The 26,089-nt window shown below is 49.1% G+C and carries 26 protein-coding genes; 7 read left to right on the top strand and 19 right to left on the bottom strand.

All coding sequences use genetic code 11. The features are described from left to right. Positions 1-11: 11 nt before the first annotated feature. The 17 genes from ftsZ to AC9UEP_RS00815 form a co-directional block, all read right to left on the bottom strand. Complete coding sequence (gene ftsZ, locus AC9UEP_RS00895; protein ID WP_509543156.1) at positions 12-1,142, bottom strand: cell division protein FtsZ; 1,131 nt, start codon at positions 1,140-1,142, stop codon at positions 12-14. A gap of 179 nt (positions 1,143-1,321) precedes the next feature. Next, positions 1,322-1,993 carry a cell division protein FtsQ/DivIB gene (locus tag AC9UEP_RS00890; protein ID WP_509543154.1) on the bottom strand — a complete coding sequence of 224 codons (672 nt, stop codon included), beginning with the start codon at positions 1,991-1,993 and terminating at the stop codon, positions 1,322-1,324. Beyond that, positions 1,986-3,359 (bottom strand): UDP-N-acetylmuramate--L-alanine ligase, encoded by a 1,374-nt coding sequence (gene murC, locus AC9UEP_RS00885; RefSeq protein WP_509543152.1) that lies wholly within the window; start codon positions 3,357-3,359, stop codon positions 1,986-1,988. The genes AC9UEP_RS00890 and murC overlap by 8 nt, the downstream gene beginning before the upstream one ends. Next, on the bottom strand, positions 3,360-4,442 hold the full coding sequence (locus AC9UEP_RS00880) for a UDP-N-acetylglucosamine--N-acetylmuramyl-(pentapeptide) pyrophosphoryl-undecaprenol N-acetylglucosamine transferase (RefSeq protein ID WP_509543150.1): 1,083 nt from the start codon (positions 4,440-4,442) through the stop codon (positions 3,360-3,362). It abuts the gene before it with no gap. After that, the gene (ftsW, locus tag AC9UEP_RS00875; RefSeq protein WP_509543149.1) at positions 4,439-5,602 is read right to left on the bottom strand and encodes a putative lipid II flippase FtsW; all 1,164 of its coding nucleotides are present in this window, start codon (positions 5,600-5,602) and stop codon (positions 4,439-4,441) included. Before ftsW ends, AC9UEP_RS00880 begins: the two co-directional genes overlap by 4 nt. Next, entirely contained in the window at positions 5,592-6,989 is a 1,398-nt protein-coding gene (gene murD / locus AC9UEP_RS00870; RefSeq protein ID WP_509543147.1) for a UDP-N-acetylmuramoyl-L-alanine--D-glutamate ligase, read from the bottom strand. Before murD ends, ftsW begins: the two co-directional genes overlap by 11 nt. 13 nt (positions 6,990-7,002) lie before the next feature. Further along, positions 7,003-8,061 (bottom strand): phospho-N-acetylmuramoyl-pentapeptide-transferase, encoded by a 1,059-nt coding sequence (mraY, locus tag AC9UEP_RS00865; protein WP_509543145.1) that lies wholly within the window; start codon positions 8,059-8,061, stop codon positions 7,003-7,005. Next, the gene (locus AC9UEP_RS00860; RefSeq protein WP_509543143.1) at positions 8,058-9,437 is read right to left on the bottom strand and encodes a UDP-N-acetylmuramoyl-tripeptide--D-alanyl-D-alanine ligase; all 1,380 of its coding nucleotides are present in this window, start codon (positions 9,435-9,437) and stop codon (positions 8,058-8,060) included. The genes mraY and AC9UEP_RS00860 overlap by 4 nt, the downstream gene beginning before the upstream one ends. Then, positions 9,434-10,891 (bottom strand): UDP-N-acetylmuramoyl-L-alanyl-D-glutamate--2,6-diaminopimelate ligase, encoded by a 1,458-nt coding sequence (locus AC9UEP_RS00855; RefSeq protein ID WP_509543141.1) that lies wholly within the window; start codon positions 10,889-10,891, stop codon positions 9,434-9,436. Before AC9UEP_RS00855 ends, AC9UEP_RS00860 begins: the two co-directional genes overlap by 4 nt. Positions 10,892-10,929: 38 nt before the next feature. Then, on the bottom strand, positions 10,930-12,735 hold the full coding sequence (locus AC9UEP_RS00850) for a peptidoglycan D,D-transpeptidase FtsI family protein (protein ID WP_509543139.1): 1,806 nt from the start codon (positions 12,733-12,735) through the stop codon (positions 10,930-10,932). Then, on the bottom strand, positions 12,728-13,138 hold the full coding sequence (ftsL, locus tag AC9UEP_RS00845; protein ID WP_509543137.1) for a cell division protein FtsL: 411 nt from the start codon (positions 13,136-13,138) through the stop codon (positions 12,728-12,730). Before ftsL ends, AC9UEP_RS00850 begins: the two co-directional genes overlap by 8 nt. Next, positions 13,138-14,091 (bottom strand): 16S rRNA (cytosine(1402)-N(4))-methyltransferase RsmH, encoded by a 954-nt coding sequence (gene rsmH / locus AC9UEP_RS00840; RefSeq protein WP_509543135.1) that lies wholly within the window; start codon positions 14,089-14,091, stop codon positions 13,138-13,140. The genes ftsL and rsmH overlap by 1 nt, the downstream gene beginning before the upstream one ends. 194 nt (positions 14,092-14,285) lie before the next feature. Then, on the bottom strand, positions 14,286-14,717 hold the full coding sequence (gene mraZ, locus AC9UEP_RS00835) for a division/cell wall cluster transcriptional repressor MraZ (protein ID WP_509543133.1): 432 nt from the start codon (positions 14,715-14,717) through the stop codon (positions 14,286-14,288). A 190-nt stretch (positions 14,718-14,907) separates the two neighbouring features. Further along, entirely contained in the window at positions 14,908-15,255 is a 348-nt protein-coding gene (locus AC9UEP_RS00830; RefSeq protein WP_509543131.1) for a DUF3040 domain-containing protein, read from the bottom strand. A 36-nt stretch (positions 15,256-15,291) separates the two neighbouring features. Further along, entirely contained in the window at positions 15,292-16,482 is a 1,191-nt protein-coding gene (gene dinB / locus AC9UEP_RS00825; RefSeq protein ID WP_509543129.1) for a DNA polymerase IV, read from the bottom strand. Then, on the bottom strand, positions 16,479-19,715 hold the full coding sequence (locus AC9UEP_RS00820) for a DNA polymerase III subunit alpha (protein ID WP_509543127.1): 3,237 nt from the start codon (positions 19,713-19,715) through the stop codon (positions 16,479-16,481). The genes dinB and AC9UEP_RS00820 overlap by 4 nt, the downstream gene beginning before the upstream one ends. Positions 19,716-19,731: 16 nt before the next feature. Further along, on the bottom strand, positions 19,732-20,010 hold the full coding sequence (locus AC9UEP_RS00815; protein WP_095674681.1) for a DUF6504 family protein: 279 nt from the start codon (positions 20,008-20,010) through the stop codon (positions 19,732-19,734). Between the two features lie 193 nt (positions 20,011-20,203). Between AC9UEP_RS00815 and AC9UEP_RS00810 the strand changes: the two genes are divergently transcribed. From AC9UEP_RS00810 to AC9UEP_RS00795, 4 genes are all read left to right on the top strand, one after another. Next, on the top strand, positions 20,204-20,626 hold the full coding sequence (locus AC9UEP_RS00810; RefSeq protein WP_095674680.1) for a DoxX family protein: 423 nt from the start codon (positions 20,204-20,206) through the stop codon (positions 20,624-20,626). Between the two features lie 72 nt (positions 20,627-20,698). Continuing rightward, entirely contained in the window at positions 20,699-21,439 is a 741-nt protein-coding gene (locus tag AC9UEP_RS00805) for a sulfite exporter TauE/SafE family protein (RefSeq protein ID WP_509543124.1), read from the top strand. 69 nt (positions 21,440-21,508) lie between these two features. Continuing rightward, positions 21,509-21,997, top strand: a complete 489-nt coding sequence (locus AC9UEP_RS00800) for a YbaK/EbsC family protein (protein WP_509543122.1) — start codon at positions 21,509-21,511, stop codon at positions 21,995-21,997. Positions 21,998-21,999: 2 nt separating this feature from the next. Beyond that, positions 22,000-22,383 (top strand): VOC family protein, encoded by a 384-nt coding sequence (locus tag AC9UEP_RS00795; protein ID WP_509543120.1) that lies wholly within the window; start codon positions 22,000-22,002, stop codon positions 22,381-22,383. A gap of 14 nt (positions 22,384-22,397) precedes the next feature. Here AC9UEP_RS00795 and AC9UEP_RS00790 read toward each other — a convergent pair whose 3' ends face one another. Then, positions 22,398-22,796 (bottom strand): arsenate reductase ArsC, encoded by a 399-nt coding sequence (locus AC9UEP_RS00790; protein WP_422688855.1) that lies wholly within the window; start codon positions 22,794-22,796, stop codon positions 22,398-22,400. Continuing rightward, positions 22,797-23,537: an aquaporin gene (locus AC9UEP_RS00785; RefSeq protein ID WP_509543118.1), complete on the bottom strand. Its 741-nt coding sequence runs from the start codon at positions 23,535-23,537 to the stop codon at positions 22,797-22,799. Between the two features lie 25 nt (positions 23,538-23,562). On the opposite strand from AC9UEP_RS00785, the gene AC9UEP_RS00780 reads away from it, so the two are divergent. Genes AC9UEP_RS00780 through AC9UEP_RS00770 form a run of 3 tightly spaced genes read left to right on the top strand, consistent with a single transcriptional unit; the run spans position 23,563 to position 26,084 of the window. Further along, positions 23,563-24,183, top strand: a complete 621-nt coding sequence (locus tag AC9UEP_RS00780) for a spheroidene monooxygenase (protein WP_509543116.1) — start codon at positions 23,563-23,565, stop codon at positions 24,181-24,183. Positions 24,184-24,197: 14 nt separating this feature from the next. Continuing rightward, positions 24,198-25,004 (top strand): carotenoid biosynthesis protein, encoded by an 807-nt coding sequence (locus AC9UEP_RS00775; protein ID WP_509543114.1) that lies wholly within the window; start codon positions 24,198-24,200, stop codon positions 25,002-25,004. A gap of 6 nt (positions 25,005-25,010) precedes the next feature. Beyond that, complete coding sequence (locus AC9UEP_RS00770; protein WP_509543112.1) at positions 25,011-26,084, top strand: glycosyltransferase family 2 protein; 1,074 nt, start codon at positions 25,011-25,013, stop codon at positions 26,082-26,084. Positions 26,085-26,089 lie beyond the last annotated feature (5 nt).

The raw sequence follows: 26,089 nt of genomic DNA, 5'->3' as shown, positions 1-26,089 counted from the left end.
GAGCCCCTGGCCTACTTCATAAAATCTGGTACATCTATTTCATCTTCAGCAATCAACTCTTCAAAAGTCACGCGCTTACGTGGTCCAGATGAGTCGAGATCAAGTGCTACTGAAAGCGGATCGTTGGAAGGAATGGGGTCAGCCACCCCACCCAAAGTCGATGCGTTAATTACCGGCATCTGAACTTTTGTTGGTTCCCCGCTAGCAAAACCAGCTGCAATAACGGTAATGCGTACTTCATCACCGAGGGCATCATCAATAGTTGTACCGAAGATAATGCGCGCCTCTGGATGTGCTGCGCTCTGTACCAATTCACACGCTTCGTTAATTTCAAAGAGGCCAAGGTCAGAGCCACCTGCAACAGAGAGAAGAACTCCCATCGCTCCATCGATAGATGCTTCAAGGAGTGGACTCGAGATTGCTAACTCAGCCGCGCGCGTTGCCCGGTTTTCACCACGCGCAGAACCGATTCCCATCAGAGCAGATCCGGCATCAGTCATTACAGTCTTAACATCTGCAAAATCGAGGTTAATCAGACCCGGCTGTGTGATGATCTCTGTAATTCCTTGAACACCAGAGAGCAGAACTTGATCTGCACTCTTAAATGCATCTACTGCCGTAATTGAACGATCAGAGATTGCAAGGAGTCGATCATTTGGAATGACAATAAGAGTATCTACTTGTTCGCGAAGTAATTCGATTCCTTCATCAGCTTGACGAGAGCGAATCTTTCCTTCGAACGAGAATGGTTTCGTGACAACACCGATTGTGAGCGCTCCGAGATCTCGTGCGATTTTTGCAACGATGGGTGCACCACCAGTTCCTGTGCCACCACCTTCACCAGCAGTAACAAAGACCATGTCTGCTCCGCGAAGAATTTCTTCAATCTCTTCTATGTGATCGATTGCAGCTTGACGACCCTTTTCTGGCGCAGCTCCTGCTCCCAAACCCTTTGTTGATGTGCGACCAATATCTAATTTCACATCGGCATCACTCATTAATAAATGTTGTGCATCTGTATTAATGGCAATGAACTCAACGCCTTTTAAACCGACATCAATCATTCGGTTAATTGCATTTACTCCGCCGCCACCGATACCGACAACTTTGATGACAGCTAAGTAATTTTGTGGTGCAGCCACGTGAGTCCCCCTTGCGAACTGTAAACCTCGACTTGAGACTTACATTTCTTCTCTTTATCTTTGCGCTGAAGGTATGGCGTTAGGTAGTAGTAATCAAAGACCGCCACGAACTATTTTCTCAACTACACGTTGATAGATTGTAAGAAGAAATCAATGTAAAAAAGATTGATCACTCATCGCTATTTAACAATGGGTGCATGTGCAGCCGAGAGATCTACTCTGCGAAGATTCTTATTCTCCGGAAGTTTCATAAGAGCGTTAAATACTTGAACTTTCAAGGCACTTTTCTCGCTGGCGCCCCACTTCACCACCAACTCTCTGCCTTGATAAGCAAGGCGCATGGAGAAGTTGGATTCATTGCGTGCGGATAGCGAAATTATCTTGCCTTGAAATGACGGTGGAAGGGAGCTAAAGAGGGCGATGGCATCGACTCCAAGGGCTGGAGTTGCGGCGGCCACATAGGGCAGATCTGCTCCGTTAAATCCAGGGAGAAGAAATATCGTCCCCGTGGAATCGATAGTTTTGCCAGCAAAATACGCACTAGGTTTTCGAGGCTCGACCGTGATTCCCACATCGCCACTAATCCAGTTCCGCGAGACCTGAACGTCTTGAATCCATGTCAACGAACTCAAACGTTGGGCAACTGATCGCGGTTCGATGCGCGCCATCTTCTCTCCAACAAGAATGCCAGATGTCGTGAGCACTAACTTCTTTGACTCAACTGTTGGCGCACCAGATATCACAATGCTCTTGGCGGTAAATATTGGAGACCATGCAAATAGATAGATGAGACCAACAAAAATCAACAGAAGCGTTCCAGTGATAAGGGTGAGTCGATTAATTTTAGGCAAAGCGCTTGTTCAGCCCTTCAGCAATGATGGGGGCGAGTGAATTAACATCTCCAGCACCCAGGGTGATGATCACATCTCCAGGTTTGGCTAATTCGATCATGCGCTCTGCGGCAAGTGCAAAATTCGGAATAAAGTGTCCATGTTGCATCTTTTCGGCAATGAGTTCTGCCGAAATTCCAGGGATTGGTTTCTCACTCGCGGCGTAGATTTCTAGCAACGTGACATCATCAGCCTTATCTAGTGAGGTTGCGAATTCATTCAAGAAAGCCTGGGTGCGTGAATAGCGATGTGGCTGGAAGATGACCAGGACGCGTCCATCTCCTGCATATCTGCGTGCCGCATCTAAGGTCACAGATATTTCAGTCGGATGATGGCCGTAATCATCAATAATCCGGATTCCGTGTTCGGTAGCTTTAAGTTCAAAGCGGCGACCGGCGCCACGGAAACTATGCAGGCCAGCTAGCAGTTGGTGAATGGGCTCGCCCAGACTTAGCCCCATTGCAATACATGCAGCGGCATTTAGCACATTGTGATGGCCTGGTACTTGCAGCTCTAGCGTTCCCACCGTGCGACCATGCCAAATAACTCGAGCGCTGGAGCCCATGGGTAGAAGTGCGATCTGATCAAGGCGAAGGTCGGCGCCCTCATATTCGCCATAAGAGACAGTGGTGAATGGGTGTGATTGTACGCCTAGCTTCCGAGACCCCTCATCGTCGGCGCAGTAGATAAGAAATCCTTCGGCTGAAATGGTTGCCGCAAAGTTGGCAAAAGCAGCTGTTACCTCTTGTGGGGTATGAAAGAAGTCAACGTGATCGTGTTCAATATTGGTAACAATTGCCGATAGTGGTCTGTATTCAATAAATGAGCCATCAGATTCATCTGCTTCGGCCACAAAATATTGACCCGTGCCTCTATGTGCATTAGCACCCGATGCCATCAGGGTGCCACCAATCGCAAATGATGGATCGCTTCCACAAGCCTGCAAGGCAACGGTCAACATCGACGAGGTCGTGGTTTTTCCGTGCGTGCCGGCGACTGCGATGCTCTTTGTGCCAACCATTAATTGAGCCAGTGCTTGCGCACGGGTAAGGATTGGAATGGATCGCTCCACTGCATATGACATTTCTGGGTTGGTAGATGAGATAGCGGTTGAATAGATAACAACATCAGCTCCCACAACATTTTCAGCTGCATGCTGTGAATACACGGTGGCACCCAAAGCAACAAGGGCGCTGAGTACGGTGGAATCTTTTGAATCTGAACCACTTACCGTAATTCCATCGGAGAGGGCAATCCGTGCCAGCCCACTCATGCCAGAACCACCGATTCCGATGAAGTGAATCTTCTTACCGTGTAGGGAGTGCATCTATTTTCCGCCCGAGAGTACAAATTCCATCAGTGATGCAATCTTTGCAGCTGCCTGCATATCTTTATCTGATCCGCTGGCTGGGCGTTGGGAACTTTTTTCCAGAAGTCGGTCGATATTTGCGCTAAGCCAGATAGATGTGAATTCTCGCTGCTCACATATCTCGGCTCTCGAGTCACTTACCAACTCTGCGGCATTGAGGCTCTGTTCACCGTTACCAACAGGAAGGGGAATAAAGAGCGCAAATTTTCCTAAGGTGCTGACCTCGGCACAAGTCACAGCGCCACTTCTAGAAATAATGAGGTCAGCTGCTAAATATGCTGTTGCCATATCTGAAATGTACGGTTGAACCTGGTATTTCTCATCCGATGAGATGAGCTCAGCCGAGCCGCCAGCACCATGCAAGATTTGAAATCCTCGCACTGCCAACTCGCCTCTGCACTCAGTGATTACATTATTGATTGCCATGGAGCCTTGGGAACCCCCAAAGACAAATATCAGGGGCTGCTGCGTACTAAAGCCGAGTTCCGACTTAGCTGCTGCGCGCGCACCAGCCCAATTTTTTTCAGCGCGAGAAAATGCCAGCGCAATATTTTCTTTCAGAGGCAGACCCACAATGAGTGAATGCGCAAGCGAACCAGTCGAGACAGGGTAAGAAAGCGCAGTATTCTTGGTAAAAAGGACACCTAAGCGATTAGCGATACCTGGCTTGGCATTTGCTTCATGAATAACAATCGGAACGCGCCTGAGCGCAGCCGCAATATATGCAGGTCCAGAAACATAGCCACCAAATCCAACCAGGAGATCAACACCGCGCAGATGGGTCAGGCACTGCGCAATAGATTTAATCAAGGTAAATGGAGCAATAAGTAATGAAGGCGAAGGTGAACGAGCAATGCGCACTTTGGTGATGAGCAGCAGGTTAAATCCTGCCTCCGGAATAATTCTTGTCTCAAGTCCACTCGAGGTTCCCAGGAAATCAATGCGATCGTGGGGATGAGTTGATCTCCACTGACGAGCGGTGGCCAGAGCTGGTTCTATATGTCCTGCGGTGCCTCCCCCGGCGAAGAGAATTCGATTCACTTCTGGCGCTTCTTTACAATTTCTTTTCGAACTTCAGGATCACGCAGGGCCGCGCCAGCCACAAAGCCCAAAGCGGCAATCGTTGCAACGAGCGCCGAACCTCCGTAGGAGACTAACGGCAGCGTAACTCCAACGACAGGCAGAACGCTCGTTGCCGAACCAATATTGAGAAAAGATTGCACTGCGATCCAGACACCGATTCCGGCACATGCATATCTGGTCATAGGATCTTGTGCACGTAAGCCGATTCTAAAGATTGAATAAATCAAGGTTGCAATCAGTATGAGAACGCCTAGCGTTCCAACAAGTCCAAGTTCTTCACCTATTACCGAGAAGATGAAATCTGTATGTGCTTCGGGGAGATTTCCCCATTTTTGACGGCTGCCACCAAGGCCCACACCAAAGAGTCCGCCACTTGCTAAGCCAAGCAGACTGTGGGCCGGCTGCCACCCGAGGTCTTTGTAATCTTCAGGTGCAAATGGGTCGAGAAAGACTAAGAATCTCTGCATGCGATAGGTCGATGTCACTACGAGCCCTGCAAATATCAGTGCACCTGCTGCACAGAGCGTTCCAAAGACCCGCAATCTAATTCCTGAGACAAAGAGTAATCCAGCCAAAATCACCGCAATCACTGAGGCGGTTCCCAAGTCCCTACCTAACATCACTAAAAAAAGAATGAAGCAGAAGGCGGGAGCAATTAACTTAAGAACGTGGGTATCAAACTTGCCACTTACTTCTCGGCGAGCGAGTTGATGGCTTGCCCATAAAATCATAAAGAATTTTGCAAATTCACTTGGCTGAACATCAAAGTATTTGAAATTAATCCAGTTTGTATTTCCATTAACCGTCTTACCCACACCAGGAATCAGCAGAATCATGAGGACTAGAATCGAAATAATAAATCCCAATTTACCGATTGCATCCCATTTTTTACCGCTCATTTTTGCGAGAAAGGCTGCCAATGGAAGGGCCAATAACAAGAATAGAAATTGTCGTAAAACGATAGCTAGCGCGGTTCCGCGCGTATCAAGTGCGTGAATCGATGAAGCTGAAAAAACCATCACTAGCCCTAAGAAACTAAGGGCGCCGGCGCTGACTAATAACATATAAAGATGATTGACGGGCTTTGCTAGGAAAGTCTCTCGGGTCTTAATTGCCATTTTCAACTACCTTCTTTACTGCTTGGGTAAATCTATCTCCACGATCGGCGTAAGAGAGAAATTGATCCATGGACGCGCAGGCAGGTGCAAGTAGAACCGTGTCCCCTGGCAGCCCCTTTTCGCGCGCGCTTCTGACTACCGACTCCATAAGAGAGTTATCAGTTGCACCAATCTGATAGTTAGCAGGTGCATCAATCATGATGATTTCAATCTGCGGGGCGCGCAAACGCAGCTCTGATGCAATCAATTCACGATCGGCGCCGATAAGAATGGCAAAACGCACCCTACTTTTTACTCGCTCGATTAGTTCTCCCATAGCTGCACCTTTAGCTAACCCACCAGCAACCCAAATCACGGAGAGCGCTGACATGATTGATGCAGCTGCGGCATGCGGATTCGTAGCCTTTGAATCATTAATCCAGGTTATGTGATCTTTTTCTAGAACTGTTTCAATGCGATGTCGTCCGGGCCTAAATGTGGTAATCGCCACGCGAATCTTCGCGTGATCTATCCCAGCAGTTCTTGCCAGCCCTGCAGCCGCGAGGGCATTAGATACGTTGTGCGGAACGGTTGGTATTACTTCAGCGAGTTCACAGAACATGGCAGCCTCTTGGGCATCGGCCACAAATGCGCGATCGACAAGAAGTTCTTCCACGATACCGATTTCACCTGGTGCTGGCGTATCAAGTGAGAAAAATACTTTTCTTCCCTGCCAGTGAGCGGCATTTGTGACTACGCGCCCATCATCAGCATTAAGAATTGCGGTATTGCTCTTTTCTAAAATTGAAAACTTATCTGCGGCGTAGGCATCAAAACTTCCATGCCAATCAACGTGATCTTCAGCGATATTAAGGATTGCAACTGAGACAAAATGAGCATCTTCTAGCCAATGAAGTTGGAAGGATGAAAGTTCGAGAATGAGAAACTCATACTTTTCTGGGGATTCAACAGCTTCAATCACTGTTGTTCCTACATTTCCACAAGCGAGAGCAGAGGCTCCCCCGACGCGGATCATGTGTGCCGTGAGTTCTACCGTTGAAGTCTTTCCATTTGTTCCGGTCAGGCCAATCCATTTTTGGGCAGGACTTTTAAGGCTCCAGGCGAGGTCAATCTCATTAATTATTGGAACTTCGTGCCTTCTAGCAGAAACGACTAGTGGATGATCTTCACGCCATCCTGGTGAGAGAAGAAGTAAATCGAATTCTGAAATTTTTACACTAAGTGGCGGAAGCAATTCAAAGCCATCTAGTTCCAGCACTTTCTCATCAGTAATCGTTACCTTTGCTCCACGCTTGATAAGTGCACGCGCGGCGGCAATACCAGTGACGCCTGCCCCAGCTACCAGGATGCGTTTATCGGATAATTCAAGATATAAATTCTGTGGCATAGCTACCTGGTATTTATCCAGCAACCCACTGGGTATAAAAGAGTCCAAGTCCGAGCGCCACACTGAGTCCAGCAATGATCCAGAATCGCAGCACTATTGTGACTTCGCCCCAACCCAGCAATTCGAAATGGTGCTGCAGAGGAGCCATCTTAAATAGGCGTTTGCCACCAGTTGCTTTGAAGTAGATAACTTGCAATGCAACCGAAAGCGTGATGATGACAAAGATTCCGCCGAGCGGGATTAAGAGAAGTTCTACACGTAGTGAGGCAGCCATGCCGGCCAACGCTCCACCGAGTGCTAGCGAGCCGGTATCGCCCATAAAGATCTTTGCCGGCGATGCATTCCACCAAAGGAATCCGGTGCATGCACCTGCAAATGCGGCAGCAAGAACTGCGAGGTCAAGTGGATCTCGAACGTTGTAACAATTAGCTGTCAACGCTACCGCACAGCTTTGTCCAAACTCCCACACACCGATAAGTATGAAAGCAAGGAAAGTCATGACAGATGCTCCGCTAGCAAGACCGTCAAGGCCATCGGTGAGATTAACTCCGTTACTTGTAGCGGTCACCATAAATGCAATCCAGACCACAACCAGAATTGGACCAAGCGAAATGCTGGTATCGCGCAGGGTTGAGAGATTAAGTGAGACGGGAGTCAGGCCATCCTTATCAGGAAAGTGTGTTCCGAGATATCCAAAAATGGAAGCGAAAAATACTTGGCCAAAAATCTTCGCCCTACCTGATATTCCAGCTGAATTCTGTCTCGAGACTTTCATGTAGTCATCGAGAAAACCAACGAGACCAAGTGCTACGACCAGACCGAGAATAAGAACGGCGGAGACCGAGATAGTGCTTCCGAGCACTAGGTGGGCAAATAAATATGAAATGAGAGCGGAGAAAATAATGATGATGCCGCCCATAGTGGGGGTGCCACGTTTTGTATGGTGTGTAGTAGGACCGTCGTCTCTGATGATTTGCCCATATCCGCGTCGGGCAAGTACTTTGATCAGTACAGGTGTACCGAATAAAGAGAAAAAGAGTGCGAGGGCACCAGCAACCAAAATGAGTTTCACTCTGGGACCATCCTTTCACTCCATTGCACCGAAATCATTTGCGCTAACTCTTCAAGTTTCTCGGAACGAGACGCCTTCACTAAGACCACATCACCTTCGTTGATGTTGCGCGCAATTGCACTCGCCTCATCTTTGCTCGCACATAAATGGATTGTTGTGAGGGATCCATTTTCTGCTGAGCTCGCATACTCCGGTGCATTGACACAAACAAGATGGTCAATTCCAAGCTCAGAAGCAAGGGTCCCAATAGCGGCATGGTCGGATTGGGATGACTCGCCGAGTTCGTGCATCTTTCCCAAGAATGCCCACGACTCTCCCCCACGTTCTTGCGCAAAGAGAGCTAACGTGCCAAGAGCTGCAACCATCGACTCCGGACTGGCGTTGTATGCATCATTAATCAGAAGCAGTTGTGGAAGTTCAATAATTTCCATCCGCCATTTGGCACCAGATTCTGCAGTTGATAACCCACTGGCAATCTGATCAAGTGAGAGTCCGAGTTCGGTGGCAACAGCTGCAACAGCAAGTGCGTTGGCAACTTGATGCAAGCCAACGATGCGAAGTCCAACGGCGGTTCTTCCCTCAGGAGTAACTAAATCAAAGTGAGCGCGACCTTCACGAAATTCAATATCCTTCGCGCGGATATCGCAGCTACTTGTCTCACCAAAGAGTGAACTCTTTCCACTGTGAAGCGCGGCCATCTTCGGGGTAAAGTCATCATATGTCCCAAGGATGGCGACGGCGCTAGGCGCTAGTGCAGAAATTAACTCGGACTTAGTTCGCGCAATCGCTTCCGTTGATCCAAATTCACCTTTATGGGCAGAGCCAACTTTGAGCACCACGCCAATATTGGGCGCAGCAATGGCAGCTAACTTCGCAATATCACCTTCGTGACGTGCACCCATCTCCACAACACAGTAACGAGTCTGTTCTGTGCACGCTAACAATGAGATTGGCATTCCTAAGTCATTATTGAAATTTCCAGAAGGGGAAACTGTCTGAGCCACATTAGAAAGTACTGAAGCCAGTAACTCCTTTGTCGTTGTTTTTCCTTGTGAGCCAGTAATTGCAATAACTGTCAGGTTTGGCAATTGCTCGCGAACATAGTGAGCCAATTTTCCGACTGCGACAATGACGTCATCAACAATTATGTGCGGACCAGCCACTGCCTTGCTTCCTAGCGTGAGCACTGCACCGTGAGTGCTTGCATCTTCGACGAAATCATGACCGTCCACATTCTCGCCCTTGATTGCAAGAAAAATGGAACCAGCAACTGCTTGCCTAGAATTGATGACAGGTGCCTGAGTGACTATGACATCATCACCATGGAGTGTGCCACCGACAATTTCCGCGATTTTCATCGCTTGCAGAGGAATCATTTTTTCGCCTCAATCGCCTTGGCCAATGTGAGCCGATCATCAAAGGGTGTAATGACTCCAGATATTTCCTGTCCCTTTTCGTGGCCTTTGCCCAGAATCAAGACTGTATCTCCAGCGTGTGCTTGGCTTACCGCATAGGAAATTGCATCGAGGCGATCTTCAATAATCTTTGATGGTTCATTTATATCCACCTTCGCTGTCATCTGGCGCAAAATCTCTGCCAGGCTCTCACTTCGTGGATTATCGCTAGTAAAGATTGCGATATCACTACCGCTTACAAGTGCCTGGCCCATAAGGGGACGCTTAGAGGCATCTCGATCTCCACCACAACCTAATACCGCAATCACTTTCCCAGTTGTGAACTCGCGCGCTGCTGCAAGTACTTTCTCAACGGCATCAGGTGAATGCGCATAATCCACCAGGGCGGTGAAATTCTGTCCTAGTGAAATAGGTTCCACTCTGCCGGGGGCTCCGGTAAGCGAGGGAATAAGGGAAGCGATTTCAACGGGATCTATTCCGGACTCGTGTGCGATGGCAACTGCCATCAGTAGATTATCTAAGTTATAGCCACCGAGTAAGGAAGTTTTACTCTCAATCAGAATTCCGCCGTTACCTCTGATACTGATCTCCGCACCTGATGCAATGGTGTGAATCGCAGTAAAGTGCCACTGGGCTGCGCTATTGCTGCGCGAAAGTGTGGCAACTGGGATTTCACACTGCGCAGCCAGTCTTGCACCGTACTCATTATCAATATTGATAAAACCAAGATCGGCATACTCATAAGTAAATAGCTTTGCCTTAACCTTGAAATAGGATTCCATATCTTTGTGATAATCAAGATGGTCTTGCGAGAGGTTGGTAAAACCAACAATTGCAAAGTGGGAAGCTTTCACACGATTCATGGATACCGCGTGGCTTGAAACTTCCATTACTAGATGTCGCATATGTCGCTCGCGCATCACCGCAGCCAGTGATTGCAATTCAGGTGCTTCTGGCGTGGTTCTCACACTTTTGAGTACCTCAGCTCCAATCCTGGTTTCGATAGTGCCAATTAGTCCTGTGTCACGCCCCGCACCTGCAAAGAGTTGATAGAGCAAGGTAGATACCATGGTCTTGCCGTTGGTACCGGTGATGCCGATAGTGGCTAAGTCCCGAGTGGGATCTTTATAGAGTGATGAGGCAATCATGGCGCCAGCACTGCGAACATCTTTTACTACCAAGGTAGGTAGGGCGGTTGTGAGGGCTGCGCCAGCTAAATCAGTAACAACTGCAACTGCTCCCCGAGCAACAGCTGCTGCGATGAAGCTTGCCCCATGCACCTTTGTTCCTGGAATTGCTACGAAGATATCTCCAGCTTCAACTTCAGAATCAGAGTGCACTACTCCTGTGATTTCAATACCTGCAGCTAATTTCTTGATTGCCTCAATATTTTCAGCGCTTACAAGTTGCGCCACCTCAGATAGGTTGAGGGAGAAATTTGTAAGCGGGCGAATCATTGGGTTTTCGTCACAATCTGTGTGACGCGAGCTCGTGCCAGCTCTGATTTAGTCAGCGCTACCGGTAGGACTTTGGTTCCAGTGGGTGCAACATTTTCTGATTGCAATGCGAAAGTCATTACCTTCTTAAATACTGGTCCACCAAGTGATCCACCCCAGTGGCCATTCTTGGGATCCTGCAAAGTAACACTGATGACATAACGAGGAGCATCTGCTGGTGCGAATCCAATAAAGGATGCGGTGTAACCGCTGTAGCGACCAGTGTTAGGGTCGTATCGGTTTGCTGTTCCTGTCTTACCAGCCACTCGATAACCAGGAATTGCCGCACTCGGCGCCGTACCTTTGGCCGAAACAACGCTCTCCATCATGATTCGTAGCTTTACCGCCGTGTCCTCACTTATCACTCGTGTGGAACTTCTATTGGCAGCTGGCGTGAAATGTCCTGATGCATCACTTGTTCCGGCAATCACTGTGGGAGAAACACGAACTCCATTATTTGCAATGGTGGCAAAGACACTTGTCGCCTGCATCGCTGTGAGGGAATATCCTTGGCCGAAAGCAAATGTGGGAGCTGTTGTTCTAGACCAATCCGAGACGGGACGTAAGAGGCCAGCTGATTCACCCGGAAGTCCAGAACCGGTCTTTGAGCCAATTCCAAACTTTCGCAAGTAGCTATACAAGGTATCGTGGCTGAGAGTTTCGCCCACCTGAATAGTTCCAGTGTTGCTAGAGACGGCAAGAATTCCGGAAGTAGTCAGATGCTGAATGGGATGTTTTTCATGGTCATGAAATGCCTCACCACCACGTTTAAGCATGTATGGGACAGTAAAGACTGTCGTAGGCGAAACTGTCTTCTCTTCCAGCGCTGCTGCCATCGTCATTACTTTGCCAGTGGAACCTGGCTCATACACATCTTGTACTGATGGATTTCGCATCAATGAGAGTTCGACATTTTTTGTATCATTTGGGTTAAAGGTAGGTGCTGTTGCATGGGCAACGATTTCACCAGTTTTTGGATCCATTACGATCACGGTTCCATTCGATGCTGCCGAATCCTTTACCGCTGTCGCAATTGCCTCCGCTGCAACCCACTGAACATCACGATCAATTGTGAGACGAACATTAGTTCCTGATTTAGCCGCAACTAACTCGCGCTGCGAACCTGGAATTTCAGCTCCGTATCCACGTGCATAAGAGTAACGACCATCAGTACCAGTAATCACTGAGTTCTGCCCTGATTCCAGACCTGATGCACCAATGCCATCGGCGCGCACAAAACCGATTAGTGATGAGACCAGGGAACCAGATGGATATTCGCGAATGAATACCCGCTCTGGAAAGAAACCAATGATTCGATTCTCAAGTTCTTTACTTGCCAGTGTTTTGTTGTAGTTATAAAGCTCTTCTGTGAGTCGATCCCAGAGCGCTGGGCGGGCATTCTTAAGAACAATTGAGTACTTTCGAGTTCCGGTGATACTGCTTTGAATATCTTCTGCCGGTAAATTTAAAATCGGTGCCACAAAAGCTGCGACCCGGGCCGGGTCTGTAATCTGAGTTTGGTCAACCACAATGTTGATGGCAGAGACGCTGCGCGCAAAACCAATTCCATTGACATCGGTGATTTCACCACGAGGAGCCGGTATGACTCTCGTGGACTGCATCTCATTCGCTGCTTTAGCTTGATATGCGCTGGCTTGAATTACTTGCACGCGAACGAGTTGGCAGGCAAAGAGGATAAGTACACCAAAGATGACAGTAACAAGGATGGCAATCCGGGAATGCGCCAGGCGTAGATTACCCATTGGTTACTCCCGTCGCAGGAGTGAGATCTAGGAATACCGGTGTCTCAGATGGACGCATCCCAAGCAGAGTGGCAGCAGCAGCAAGATTTTCTGGCGCCGCATGTGAATCGATGGCGCGATTAATCGCATCTCGTTGATCCGCCAACTGCTTAGCTTCATTTTTGAGATTCGAGAGTGTGAAGGCATCCTGCGCTAGCAAAGTATTGATTCCAAGAAGCGCGAGAAATCCAACTAAGCTGACAATTGTCAGGAACTTAGCAAAGTATTTCTGAGTAGCGCGTGCTCCGCTATTCACATCAGGAAATAGCCCAAGAATGACATCGGCAGTTCGCTCCCCCACTGGTTTGCGATTCTTAGCTGGTGTGCGCGAAGGCAATAGCGCGCGGGCAGTGGCAAGTGACATTACGCAGCCACCCGTTCTATTGCGCGAAGGCGAACTGAGGCAGAACGTGGATTGCTTGCTAGTTCTTCCTCCGACGGAGTCTGACTTGAACGAAAAACGAGTGAGAATTTGGCCGCGTATTCCGGAAGTTCTATCGGAAGATTGCGCGGGCTCTTAGATGTTGATGCTTCGGCAAAAATCTCTTTTACGATGCGATCTTCCAACGATTGGAAAGACATCACAACTAGGCGTCCGCCGACCATTAATAAATCAAGGGCATCGGGAAGAGCGCGCGAAATTGCACCGAGTTCGTCATTTGCCTCAATACGTAGCGCTTGAAAGGTTCGCTTTGCTGGATTTCCACCTGTGCGCCTGGTGGCAGCAGGAATACTCTCTTTTACTAGGGTGGCAAGCTCAGTCGTTGAATTTATCGGCGCTTTGGTGCGGGCTTTGACAATGTTTTCAACGATGCGGGTGGCAAACTTCTCTTCCCCGTAGGCGCGAAGAATATGAACTAATTTGCCTGGTTCATAGGTATTAACAATTTCAGATGCGGTAATTCCTTGGCTGCGATCCATGCGCATATCAAGAGGTGCATCTTGTGAGTATGAAAAACCACGTTCTGACTCATCAAGTTGAATCGAGGAAACCCCTAGATCAAAGAGGGCGCCGTTGATGTGGTTATAGCCAAAGCTTTTCGCGACAGAAGAAATCTGATCAAAGACGCAATGGGCAGTCTTTAATCGATCTGCATATGGGCTAAGTCTTTCTTTCGCTCGGCTCAGTGCAATTTCATCGCGGTCAATGCCAATAACTGTGAGGTTTTCAAATCTCTGAAGGAGCGCTTCGGTGTGTCCACCTAAGCCAAGAGTTGCATCGATAACAACAGGGTTCTCTGATTTTTCAATTGCAGGGGCAAGAAGATCAACGCAACGATCGCGCATCACAGATATGTGTTGCATCTTCTCCCCCATTCCCATCCTTTGTCTTACTTACTAAGCGCTCAGCTCTGGTCACCGCCGGCCGACGGATCTATTGCGATAGCGACGCCGGGGAAGGGACGTCGCTGCCGGCCCAACTGGTATGGAGAGGTCGGCGGTGGCCACAAATGAGCGCTCTATTTAGTTTTTAACTTCTTATTCAGTTATAAATGTTTTTTGCTGATGTTTTAAAAAAGTCCCGGAAAAACTTCTTCAGAAACATCAGCAAAACTCTTTTCGCGATCAGCGAGATATTCATTCCAAGCAGCGCTATCCCAAATTTCAACGCGGGTATTTGCGCCAATTACTACGCACTCTTTTTCAAGACCGGCATAGGTGCGAAGTCCTTGTGGGATAGTCACGCGACCTTGGCGATCAGGAATTTCATCGTGGGCGCCGGCAAACATCACGCGCTGGTAATCGCGAGCGCTCTTTGCCGTAACAGGTGCTTGACGCAAAGTCTCGGTAATAGTTGCGAATTCAGTTGCCGGAAATACGTAGAGGCATCGCTCTTGTCCCTTAGTAATAACAAGGCCGGAAGAGAGCTCTTCCCGGAATTTGGCGGGAAGGAACAGGCGGCCCTTTTCATCAAGGCGTGGTTCGTGAGTACCGAGAAACATCGCTATCGAACCCCTTCCCCAAGTGGCGTAAGCGTGAAATTCCCGCTTAATTCCCCATTTTACACCACTTTCCTCCTTTTATCACCACTTTCTGCCATTATTTTCCCTCCCCCTCCCCCAGCGAGGTGAGCTGAAAAAGGGCGTAAAAAAGCCCCGACCGTGAGGCCAGGGCAGGTGCGGGCTTACTTACTTAGATATCTCGCTGGTCCCATCGATCATCAAATCGCTTGGAGAGAGATTTACGTGATGATTTGGTGCGTGGAGCGCTCTTGGTCACGGCGCCAATAGAGCGGATAAGGGTAAGGACTCCGGTCAGGGAGATAAGAAAGCCCACTACTCCCACTGGGGTGGTCTTCGAGATCAGGGCAGCAAATATGACGCCAATGCCTAGTACGACCAGGGCAAGTGCGAGCAGCAGCCGCGGCTTGGTAGCAGTCATGGTGGAGCCAGCCAACTTTGACTCTAGCCCTGGATCATCGGTAGCCAGGGCAGCTTCCATCTCGGCCAGTAAGCGGCGCTCGCGATCAGATAAAGACATATACACACTGTAGAACACTTCTTTTTCTTGCGCTACTTATGCCTCACTATCGCCAGAATCCCCCGTAATCAGCCGTCCGGGGCGCACGCTGCCCCCACCAAAACGGGCTTTCGCCTTATCGATAGCGGTATCGGCATCGCGCCACCCGCGCTCGCGCGCTCCAAGTTCTAGCTGCACCGGTGCCTCCTCAAGCAAATTACCCAGTGAGACCCCAACTAGGCGAATACGTGCACCTTCATTGTTAAGGGCTAGATATAACTTCTTCACAATTTCATAGGTCTCGTGTGTGCCATCGATTCCGATCGGAAGTGTTTTTGCCCGGCTCAGGGTTGTGAAATCTGCAAACTTAATCTTCATCGTCACAGTCTTTGCAAATAACCCTCGTTCTCGCAGGCGCGCCGTTGCCTTCTCTGCCATACGCAAGAACTCCGCCAATATCTCTTCCGGGCTATCAATATCTCGAGCAAATGTTTCTTCATTGCCAATACTTTTCTCTGGCTCATCTGGAATCACATTTCGATAATCACGACCCCAGGCAAGTTCATAGAGTGATTCACCTGTTGCATCTCCTAGTGCGCGCACCAGTGTTGACCGCGGAGTCTTAGCGATATCAGCAACAGTATGTAGCCCAAGTCGATCTAGTGATTCAGCTGTCTTAGGCCCCACTCCCCATAGCGCCCGCACCGGAAGTGGATGTAAAAACTCCAAGATTCGATCTGATTTGATTTCTAGCATGCCATTAGGTTTGCAGTGCTGGGATGCTAACTTTGCAATAAATTTAGATTGCGCAATTCCCACCGAACAGGTAATTCCCTCTTCCTGCTCTACCTGCGCCCGAATCTTGGCGGCAATTTCGCGTCCATCACCAAATAGTTTCTGGGACCCTGTCACATCAAGAAATGCTTCATCAAGTGAGATGGGTTCCACAAGGGGTGTGAAGGAGTTAAATATCGCCATCACTCGCTCTGAAATTTCGGCATAGCGATGATGCTCTGGTGCGATAAAGATGGCATGGGGCGCCATGCGTTTTGCTCGTCCCACCGGCATAGCAGCGCGAATACCGAATTTACGCGCTTCATAATTTGCCGAAAGAACTACGCCGCGCACGCCAGCGCCAACAACAAGGGCCTTACCTTTATATTGCGGGTTATCGAGCTCGGCCACAGATGCATAGAACGCATCCATATCTACATGCAAGATTGTTGCTTGCACCAGCTCTTCACTCATATCGCCACACTATCTCTATGCACGCGCCATTTTTCGTAGGCCAGGCTTAAGTCCCACACCGCTGTTGCCCGTATTGATATGCCACGTGCACCTGTGCGCCGAGTTTGCCCTCGCACCAAAAGCAGCGATGTCGAATACAAGGTAGATGCATGATCGACTTGGGCATCAGGAAAGAAGGTGGAATCACTACATCCATAGCCATCATCTAAGGTAAGAAAGATAACGCGGCGACCAGAGCGCACCGGCGGAGTTTGCAAAGCAACTTTCACGCCAGCCACAAGTACCTCGGACTTTGAACGCAAGGAAAGTAAATCTGATGATTTTACCGCCCCAATTGCATTAAGAAATGGTGCATAAAAGCTAAGCATATGTTCGGTGACATCCATTCCCAGATGCTTGATCTCACTACGAACTTTCTCGGCTGCATTCATAGGTGCCAGACCGCTACTTTCCAGTGCAGGTGCTGCAAAACCAAAGGTGAGCTGTGCGCCGGGAAGGTGGGCCACGGGAGATTTCTGAAGATCGCTAAAGTGAAGCAGCAGATCGCGTTGATTGCTGTGCACTGAATCAAAAGCTCCAGTAAGAATAAGGTTTTCAATCACCGGAGTTGAGGCGCCAGATCTGCGATAAAAGTCGGCGAGATCAATATAGGGCTGCCCGCTAATAATGGATGCAATTTCTTTTGCAGAAATTCCAGCAACGGTGGCGAAAGCTATCCGGATTGCATCACCATCGAGAGTGCGCTCCACGTGATAATCAGCAGCTGATTTATTGATATCAAGCGGTGCAATACCCACACCCAGTTGGCGCACTTCATCGAGCATGAGTCGCTTGGGATACATACCGGGGTCATGCGTTAAAACCCCAGCCATAAATGCAGCTGGGTGATGCGTCTTAAGCCAGGCTGATTGATAGGTAGGCAGGGCAAAGGCAGCCGCATGTGCCTTACAGAAACCAAAGGATGCAAATGCGCGCAATACTTCCCAGATTTCAGTAACCACCTGTAACTCATAACCGCGCTGGGTTGCAGCAGGAAAGAACCAATCGCAAACTTCTTGCTGACCGCCTCTGTCCCCGAGCGCTCTACGTTTCTCATCAGCTGCGGCAAGTGAGATACCAGTCATGACCGAGATAATTGAAATGACTTGTTCGTGAAAGACAACAACGCCTTCAGTTTCAGAGAGTATGGGAAGCAAATCAGGATGAATGATTCGCGCTGGAGTAAAGCCATGTCTGGCCTCAAGAAATGGGCGGATCATGTCACTTTTGACTGGCCCTGGTCGAAAGAGTGAGATATCGATAATCAGATCGCTAAATGTGCGCGGCTCTAACTTGCCCACAAGTTCGCGCTGGCCAGGACTCTCTACTTGAAAGATACCGAGCGTGCGCGTTGATTGAATCAGGTTATAGGTATAAGCATCATCAAGTGACACGGCATCGATATCAATTTCAGTATCTTCAATTCGCTTAATTTCATGCACCGCATGTGCAATAGCTGATTGCATCCGCACGCCCAAGATATCGAGCTTAAGTAAACCAATATCTTCCACATCATCTTTATCAAATTCCACCATCGGAAAGCCACCAGCGTTGAGTTGTATCGGTGCCCGGTCAAGGAAAGCTGCATCAGATAAGACCATGGCGCATGGATGCATGGCAAGATGTCGTGGCAGGCCATCAAGGCGAGCAGCGAGAGCAATCGTTGCCCGAGTTAAAGGCGCCGATGTATTCATATTCTTTAACTCAGGTAGCGAGTTCAGCGCGGCATCAATATTGCCGGCTCGAATATGTGGCATTGACTTTGCCAATAAATCAATCTCCATCGCGGGCATGCCCAGCGCCGCCCCCGCATCACGAATTGCATGACGCGCGCGATAGGTATCGACCATGGCAACTGTGGCACACCGCGAAAGAGCGCCGGGCTTGCTCCAATCTTGGGCACCATAACGCTTAAAGACCATCTCATAGATTTCAAGGCGTCTTGCAGATTCAACATCGATATCAATATCAGGTAGCGCCCGGCGAAGCGGTGAACAAAAGCGTTCCATAAGTAGCCCGTGTTGCATCGGATCAACGCCAGAGATTCCAAGTAGGTGACAGATCAATGAGCCCGCACCGCTGCCACGTGCTGCAACACGAATATCAGCAGCGCGCGCCATATCGGTGATATCGGCAACGGTAAGAAAGTAAGACTCATATCCCAGCGTTGCAACTGTTGCCAATTCATCATCAAGACGTGCCCGCGCCTTTGCAATGGTGGCGCCATCGTTATAACGCCAATTGATTCCAGCTTCAGCACGAGTGCGCAAAAGTGTGCGCATGGCAGCAGGTGAATCGGCGCCGACAACATGGGCTTCCGGTAGATGAATAGCACCTAATCCAATATCGCGATGCGGTGATAAGACTGCGCGTTCGGCCCACTGACGCGTTGTTTTAAGTAGTAAACGCGGCGTGCGCTCACCTGCTGCTCGTGCGATTTCAGCAGCGAGTGCAATCATTTCATCGCTGCTCTTTAAATACGCTTCCGCATTTCGACGTTCAACATTGCGTGGATGCAGCGGCACTAATTGGCGAGCGCAATCTAAGACATCAGCAACCGGACCATCAGCGCGATCACGCATCCGCACAGCGTTGGTAATCACCGCATCAATATCGTTATCGCGAGCAAAGATAAGACTGCGTGCTGCATGCACGGTAGAGCGCGGTCCATTACCGGCCACCAAGTGCGAGACGCATTCGATGGCATGGTCGGCAAAGAGATCGCGGGTCTGATTAAAGATATCAAGGGCGCTATCAAAGCGATGGGTGGCAATCGCCTGCGATACTGGTGATTCCGGGCCGTGAAGCAGATGCAGCTGAGATGTGTACTGGCTAAATTTTTCCAGGAGCTCGGGTGTGAGTACCGGCTTTCGGCTATCGGTATTCATATGTATGCCGGTCATCAAGCGCACCAAGCTGCGCCATCCCCCATCGCCATGCGCCAAGATTGTGATGCGCGGCAAGACACCCGATGTATCGCCAATTGCAATCGGCAGATTGATTCCAATAATCGGTGCGATGCCATGAGCTACACACGCTTTAGTAAAACGAATTGCGCCAGCTAGGCCATCGCGATCTGTCAGTGCCAAAGCCGGCATCTCAAATTCAGATGCGCGCGCAACAAGATCACGTGGTTGAGTAGTGCCATATTTAAATGAATAGGCACTTGCTGTACGTAAGTGAATAAAGCTCATACTTGATGTCTCACGGTTAGATAGCTCTAATAATCCATTGACCCGTTGTCTCATCACGTTCGAGTTGGAAGGTTGTCAGTGCGCCAATGGGCGCCGCCTCTACCGTCCAGAGTGCGCGTGCTTGATCATCAGGGCGAAACTTTCCATCGCTAATGCGATTCCACCATCCGCCTGCTTCGCACCATCTAGATAAAACTGCATGGATACGAAAACGCTTACCTTTAAAGGTGAATTCGATAGGTGTGAGTCCACCATCGGATAGGACCTCGTGCGGCCTTACTACTTCTGCTGCCATCTTTTACTACTTCCCCTGGTGCCTGTGGATATTCGAACAGATGTTCGAAAAGTAGTCCAGAGCTCTGACAAGGGCAACTCCTCCTCGATTCACGCTCAACTAGGCAGCCCGATCATGCGTGGCGTGGCGAAATATAGTTGAAATTTCAACTACTCTTAGAAGTAAGACCCACCCCAACCTTTAGGAGAATCAATTGGACGCAGTTCTAGTAATCGGGCGAATCCTCTTCGCACTTATTTTTGTGACATCAGGTATCGCTCACTTTGCAAAGCTTGAAGCGATGACAGGTTATGCCCAGTACAAGAAGCTACCGGCTGCAAAGCTTGGAGTCCTTATCTCAGGTCTCTTCTTCCTGCTCGGCGGTATCTATATCGCAGCCGGATTCTGGGTAGACCTTGGCGCGCTCTTGCTCGCAATCACGCTCATCCTGGCCGCAGTGATCTTCCACAACTTCTGGAAAGAGACTGACCCAACAACTAAGCAGAACGAAATGATCGCCTTTAACAAGGACATCGCACTTGCCGGAGCTTCACTTATCCTCTTCGCTCTCATCGCATGGGGAACACTGACAGAATTCGGACCAAGCATCGGAAATCTTGCATTCTTCAACTTCTAATTAGCCAGTAATTCACGAAAGCCCCTGCGAGAAATCGTGGGGGCTTTCGCATTCTCATGGAAAGATGCGGCTATGGAAATCCTCGGAGCCCTGATTGCCGGATCATTTATTGGCGCAGTTCTTGGCTTTGTTGGCGCAGGTGGAGCGATGCTCTCTGTGCCGATCCTCATCTATGGCTTTGGTTTTGACCCAAACGAAGCAACCACAGCCGCTATCGCAGTGGTCTTTCTAGCAGCTGCATCCGGTGTCATTCCGAAAGCACGCAAGAAGCAGGTGCTCTACCGCGATGCCTTAGTAATCTGGGCATTCGGGCTCATTACCAACCTCGGCTTCTCCTCGATTGCAGATAAATTACCTGATGCATTTATTACTTCTGGATTAGCTGTTGTGCTTGTAGTTGCCGGTGCTTCTATGTTGCGTCCGCCAAAGCTGGAAGAACAAAAGCGCATGCCCATACCTGTGCTCATAGTGATGTCACTAGTTATTGGCTCCATTACCGGACTCTTCGGAATAGGCGGCGGATTCATAGCGCTACCAGTGCTGGTGCTCTTCTTTGGAACACCGCAAGTAGTCGCTGCCGGAACCGCACTTTTTATTATCTGCATCAACTCACTCACCGCCTTCTTAGGCCGCCCAGATCAGTGGAACGATGTGCAGTGGCATATCCCAATCTTTATTGGAGCTGCAGCAATTGTGGTCGCCCAAATTGCATCATCACAGGCCCATCGCACAGATCCTAAAGTCCTGCGCGCATCTTTTGCCTACCTGCTCTTTGCCCTGGCCACCTTTACTGTCATTCAAACTTGGATCTAATTGATCTCGCGCACCTTATAGTCAGGGCACCCGAAGACATTTCGTGGCGCTATCTAATAAAGTTTACCTATGGATGGAATTTTGGAGAAAGCTGCGGTTAAAAGATTTCAAGAAGCTGCTCATTCACTAGGTGTTAACGGCCAAGTGAAAGTACTAGCTGAAACTGCCCGCACCGCAGTCGATGCCGCAAATAGTTTGGGAATTGAAGTTGGTCAGATTGCATCATCCCTGATCTTTAGACTTCCATCGGGTAATCCGCTCTTGATTATTACTAGCGGTCGTCATCGCGTTGATACCGAGTTAGTTGCTAAGAATTTAGGAATTACAGAACTAGGCCGCGCAGATGCCAATTACGTAAAAGAGGTTTCCGGTTATTCAGTCGGGGGCGTTGCACCACTTGGTTGGATTAGCCAACCTGAGAAGATTCTGATTGATCAAGCGCTAAACGATTACGACGTGGTGTGGGCGGCATCTGGCCATCCGCACGCTGTATATCCAACAACATATGCCGAACTCATTACCTCTACTGGCGCGCAGCCAATGGTTGTTGGTGATTAGGAATGAATAGTCTTGGGATGATTGCGATTGTAATTGATGATTACGATGCCGCCATTAAGCATTATGTTGAGGATTTAGGCTTCACTCTTTTTGAAGATACAACGCTCACTCCTGAAAAGCGTTGGGTAGTTGTAGCACCGAGTAATCAAGGGGCAAGAATTCTCCTTGCAAAAGCTGCAAACGAGACCCAAAAAGCTGCCATTGGAAACTCGACTGGCGGTCGCGTTGGATTCTTCATGTATACAACAAAATTTTCGCAAACTTATGAACTCTACAAGTCGAGAGGAATTGAATTTATAGAATCCCCCCGCCAAGAGGCATACGGCCAAGTTGTTGTATTCAAAGACAAATACGGAAACAAATGGGACTTAATCGAGCAGAACTAAAATGTTGTAGAAAATTAAGCGAGTAACTCCGCAAGTAACTTCTCGACTCGGCCCTTAATGTCATCACGAATCACCCGCACAGACTCAATTCCTTGACCTGCCGGATCATCTAAAACCCAATCTTCATATCGCTTACCTGGGTAGTACGGACATGCATCTCCGCAGCCCATTGTCACCACGGCATCTGATGCCTGAACAGCTTCTGGTGTAAGAATCTTGGGGGTGTTATTGGCAATATCAATTCCGATTTCAGCCATTGCAGCAACTGCAACTGGGTTGATGGAATCTTTTGGCGCAGAGCCGGCAGAGAGTACTTCCACGCGACCTTGGCCGAGCTCGCGCATAAAACCGGCTGCCATCTGGGAGCGACCTGCATTGTGAACGCAGACAAAGAGAACACTTGGCTTACTCATTTATTTTCCTGACTTTGATTTAGATGTGAGTGCTTTAAATCCAAGGTATCCGAGCAGGCCGCCGATAATTTCAGCTAGTACAAATAGCGGCGCTGACTTAGGTGCTATTCCAGAGAAGGTATCTGAGAACATGCGGCCAAAGACTGCTGCTGGATTGGCAAAGGAGGTTGAGGAGGTGAAGAAGTAGGCAGCTCCGATCCAGGCGGCAACCAGCCGGGCAATTTTCTTATCTTCCTTCTGCTTGAGCGCTAAGTGAATAATTAATATCAGACCCGCTGTAGCAACGACTTCACCGAGCAGTAGATGGGCACCGGTGCGCTCTTTTTCTGAAATATAGATTGCAGAGTATTCAAACATCAGATTGGCAACTATTGCTCCAACGGCAGCACCTGCCAGTTGCGCAATGATGTATAGCGAAAACTCTTTGCCCTTGATTTTCTTGGTAAAAAAATCAACTCCAGTAACAACTGGGTTGAAGTGGGCGCCACTGATGGGGCCAAGTAAGGTGATTAGGATGTAGAGGACAAAGACAGTTGCGATGGTGTTAATCAGCAACTGGATTCCAACATCGTTACTGAGCGCTGTGGCCATCGCTCCAGAACCCACAACCGTGGCAATGAGGGTGGCCGTGCCTAGAAATTCACTGGTTAACTTTCTGCTCAACACGGATGCTGGGTATCCTTTGCCTATGAGTAGCGATGAGAAGGTGGCGGTCGCGTACTTCTTTACGTTAAGAGCCAAGAGTATCCCCTTCGCCTTTATCAGCATGGCAGTCCACGCGCTGCGCGCGCGGATGTTCACCGGGATTTCATTCGCCAAGATGCTGGGCACCGGCAGCGGTGAGACATTTACACCCAATGATGCAAATCTTTATCGCTGGGGCATGGTGGTTGTTATTGGAAAAGACCAGGTTGCTACCTTTGATCAATCTTCGATTATCAAAGCTTGGCGCAGCCGTTCGACTTCTGAATTTCGCGCCGTGCTTACTCCCCTTTCATCGCACGGGCTGTGGGCGAAGAAGAACCCATTTGATTTCACAGCGCCGCAACTAAATGCTGATGCAAAGATTGCTGCGATTACACGTGCACGAATTAAGTGGAGTAAGAACTTCATCTTTTGGAAATCGGTACCTCCTGTTGTTACTGATTTGCATCAATCCCCCGGCTTTATTGCTGCCATAGGAATTGGCGAAGCACCTATCGGATTACAAGGGACTTTCTCACTATGGGAATCCGCATCTGCCCTGCGAGATTTTGCATATAAGGGCGCCGCGCATCAAAAGGCGATAGCGCAGACTAAAGATATTGATTGGTATAGCGAAGAACTCTTCGCCCGCTTTGAAGTCCTAGAACTTCGAGGTGAGATTTCTACGATTACCCATAAGTAAGGCAGACTTAACCTATGTCGATCCGCCATTACAACCCACGTCGCAGACGCCGTGGCGGAGTCTCCCCGAAAACTCGCAACTTCCTTTACGCACTCGTTGCACTCACTATTGCTCTGCAGATTTCATATCCACTGATCGGCGGTGAAGCGCTACGTATTGTCACAATCGCAACTGTCTATGCCGGGGCCTTTGCCATGATTTTGCATGGTCATCTCTCTTATGGATTCAAATATTCTTCGCGATATGTGCCAGCAGTATTTCTCTTTGGCCTAGGAATAGAATCCCTTGGCTTACATACTGGTTGGCCCTTTGGTACTTACGAATATGACTCATCGCTCGGTGTTGCACTCTTCGGTGTTCCACTCGTTGTTCCCTTTGCCTGGTTGATGATGGTGCATCCAGCACTCACCGCAGCGCGTCGAGTCACAACCAACTGGGTATTTATCTACGGCGGCGCACTTCTCATGGCTTGGGATCTATTTCTTGATCCGCAGATGGTTGCCGCCGGTCGTTGGACGTGGGAAGTACCTGGTGCGCACGTGCCCTTCACACCCGATATCCCACTTTCCAATGCATTCGGTTGGTTACTTTCCGGGTTAGTCATAACTGGAATTTTGCATCTGATTCTTCCGCGCGAGCGACGCAAAGAGAGCGCTTCACTTGTTGCTGTCGATGCGCTATTAATCTGGACGCTCTTCTCAGGTTTCATCGGCAATCTCTTGTTCTTTGATCGCCCAGGCTTGGCCGTCTTCGCTGGATTTGTGATGGGAGTGATTCTTACACCGTACTTCTTCTCCAGCTGGCTCGGCAATAAAGATTAGCCTCTGATGCGCTTTGCACTCTTTGTCCTGTGTTATCTCATCTTGCTCATCGCACTCTTTAACTTCTTCACCATTCGAATTCCTCGCAATAAGGCGGCGGTTTCCACGCCAGTAACCGTGCTGCTGCCTGTACGCAATGAGCAGGCCAATGTCGGCCCATGTGTTGCGGGGCTGATGGCACAAAAAGATGTGAAGCAGCTGCAAGTAGTCATCATTAATGATCAATCAACTGATAACACAGCTGAGGAGCTCAAGGCAGCAATTGGTGCAGATTCCAGGTTTTCTGTGATTGAAGCCGATGAGCCACGCGATGGATGGCTCGGAAAAGTTTCTGCTCTACAGACTGGGTTCGAGCGAAGTGCAGGCGAGATCATTATCTGCCTCGATGCCGATGTGCGATTAGAACCCGATGCTATTTCGAGCGCAGTCAATCAACTCGAAGATCTATCGCTAACTTTTATTTCACCATACCCGCGCCAAATCGCAGGTACTTTCAGTGAAAAACTGATTCAGCCACTACTTCATTGGTCCTGGATGAGCACTGTCATTCTGCGCCTTGCCGAAAAAGTCCCACATCGAAGTACCGCCGTGGCTAATGGTCAATTTTTTCTTATCCGCGCCAAAGCTTTGACTGCAATTGATGGTTTTACACCTGTCGCAGCCAAGATTCTTGATGATGTAGAACTAGCTAGGTCACTGATTACCGCCGGGTTTTCAGGCGTTGTGACCGAAGGTTCCGGGATTTCACACACGCGCATGTATACAAGTTTTGCTGAGATTTGCCAGGGCTACGGTAAATCTCTCCACAAAGCATTCGGGGGCGCACTCGGCGCCATTGTTGCCTCACTGTTTATTGCAGCGACCGGTCTCGCACCGCTACTACTCATACTCGATGGCTATTTCATTGGCTGGATCGCATTCTTCTGTATTGCATTGACGAGAGCACTGAGCGCTATTCGCGCTCGTTCCAATCCGCTCTACGCACTCTTGCATCCACTATCTGCGGCCCTTCTTCTCTATCTCATCGCTTACTCTTGGGCCAAGCGCGGAAGTATTCAGTGGAAAGGTCGCACCGTATGACCGGA

The sequence above is a fragment of the Candidatus Planktophila sp. genome, from assembly GCF_040402315.1.
Lineage (GTDB): Bacteria > Actinomycetota > Actinomycetes > Nanopelagicales > Nanopelagicaceae > Planktophila.
The sequence above is the reverse complement of the archived record's forward strand: the minus strand, read 5'-3'. Positions and strand labels throughout refer to the sequence as shown.

What these genes read in the sequence shown, in the direction of transcription:
- murC (WP_509543152.1), bottom strand. Translation starts at nt 3,359, where the DNA reads ATGCACTCCCTACACGGTAAGAAGATTCACTTCATCGGAATCGGTGGT.
- ftsW (WP_509543149.1), bottom strand. Translation starts at nt 5,602, where the DNA reads ATGGCAATTAAGACCCGAGAGACTTTCCTAGCAAAGCCCGTCAATCAT.
- murD (WP_509543147.1), bottom strand. Translation starts at nt 6,989, where the DNA reads ATGCCACAGAATTTATATCTTGAATTATCCGATAAACGCATCCTGGTA.
- AC9UEP_RS00860 (WP_509543143.1), bottom strand. Translation starts at nt 9,437, where the DNA reads ATGATTCCTCTGCAAGCGATGAAAATCGCGGAAATTGTCGGTGGCACA.
- AC9UEP_RS00850 (WP_509543139.1), bottom strand. Translation starts at nt 12,735, where the DNA reads ATGGGTAATCTACGCCTGGCGCATTCCCGGATTGCCATCCTTGTTACT.
- ftsL (WP_509543137.1), bottom strand. Translation starts at nt 13,138, where the DNA reads ATGTCACTTGCCACTGCCCGCGCGCTATTGCCTTCGCGCACACCAGCT.
- rsmH (WP_509543135.1), bottom strand. Translation starts at nt 14,091, where the DNA reads ATGGGGGAGAAGATGCAACACATATCTGTGATGCGCGATCGTTGCGTT.
- mraZ (WP_509543133.1), bottom strand. Translation starts at nt 14,717, where the DNA reads ATGTTTCTCGGTACTCACGAACCACGCCTTGATGAAAAGGGCCGCCTG.
- AC9UEP_RS00830 (WP_509543131.1), bottom strand. Translation starts at nt 15,255, where the DNA reads ATGTCTTTATCTGATCGCGAGCGCCGCTTACTGGCCGAGATGGAAGCT.
- dinB (WP_509543129.1), bottom strand. Translation starts at nt 16,482, where the DNA reads ATGAGTGAAGAGCTGGTGCAAGCAACAATCTTGCATGTAGATATGGAT.
- AC9UEP_RS00820 (WP_509543127.1), bottom strand. Translation starts at nt 19,715, where the DNA reads ATGAGCTTTATTCACTTACGTACAGCAAGTGCCTATTCATTTAAATAT.
- AC9UEP_RS00815 (WP_095674681.1), bottom strand. Translation starts at nt 20,010, where the DNA reads ATGGCAGCAGAAGTAGTAAGGCCGCACGAGGTCCTATCCGATGGTGGA.
- AC9UEP_RS00805 (WP_509543124.1), top strand. Translation starts at nt 20,699, where the DNA reads ATGGAAATCCTCGGAGCCCTGATTGCCGGATCATTTATTGGCGCAGTT.
- AC9UEP_RS00800 (WP_509543122.1), top strand. Translation starts at nt 21,509, where the DNA reads ATGGATGGAATTTTGGAGAAAGCTGCGGTTAAAAGATTTCAAGAAGCT.
- AC9UEP_RS00795 (WP_509543120.1), top strand. Translation starts at nt 22,000, where the DNA reads ATGAATAGTCTTGGGATGATTGCGATTGTAATTGATGATTACGATGCC.
- AC9UEP_RS00790 (WP_422688855.1), bottom strand. Translation starts at nt 22,796, where the DNA reads ATGAGTAAGCCAAGTGTTCTCTTTGTCTGCGTTCACAATGCAGGTCGC.
- AC9UEP_RS00780 (WP_509543116.1), top strand. Translation starts at nt 23,563, where the DNA reads ATGGCAGTCCACGCGCTGCGCGCGCGGATGTTCACCGGGATTTCATTC.
- AC9UEP_RS00775 (WP_509543114.1), top strand. Translation starts at nt 24,198, where the DNA reads ATGTCGATCCGCCATTACAACCCACGTCGCAGACGCCGTGGCGGAGTC.
- AC9UEP_RS00770 (WP_509543112.1), top strand. Translation starts at nt 25,011, where the DNA reads ATGCGCTTTGCACTCTTTGTCCTGTGTTATCTCATCTTGCTCATCGCA.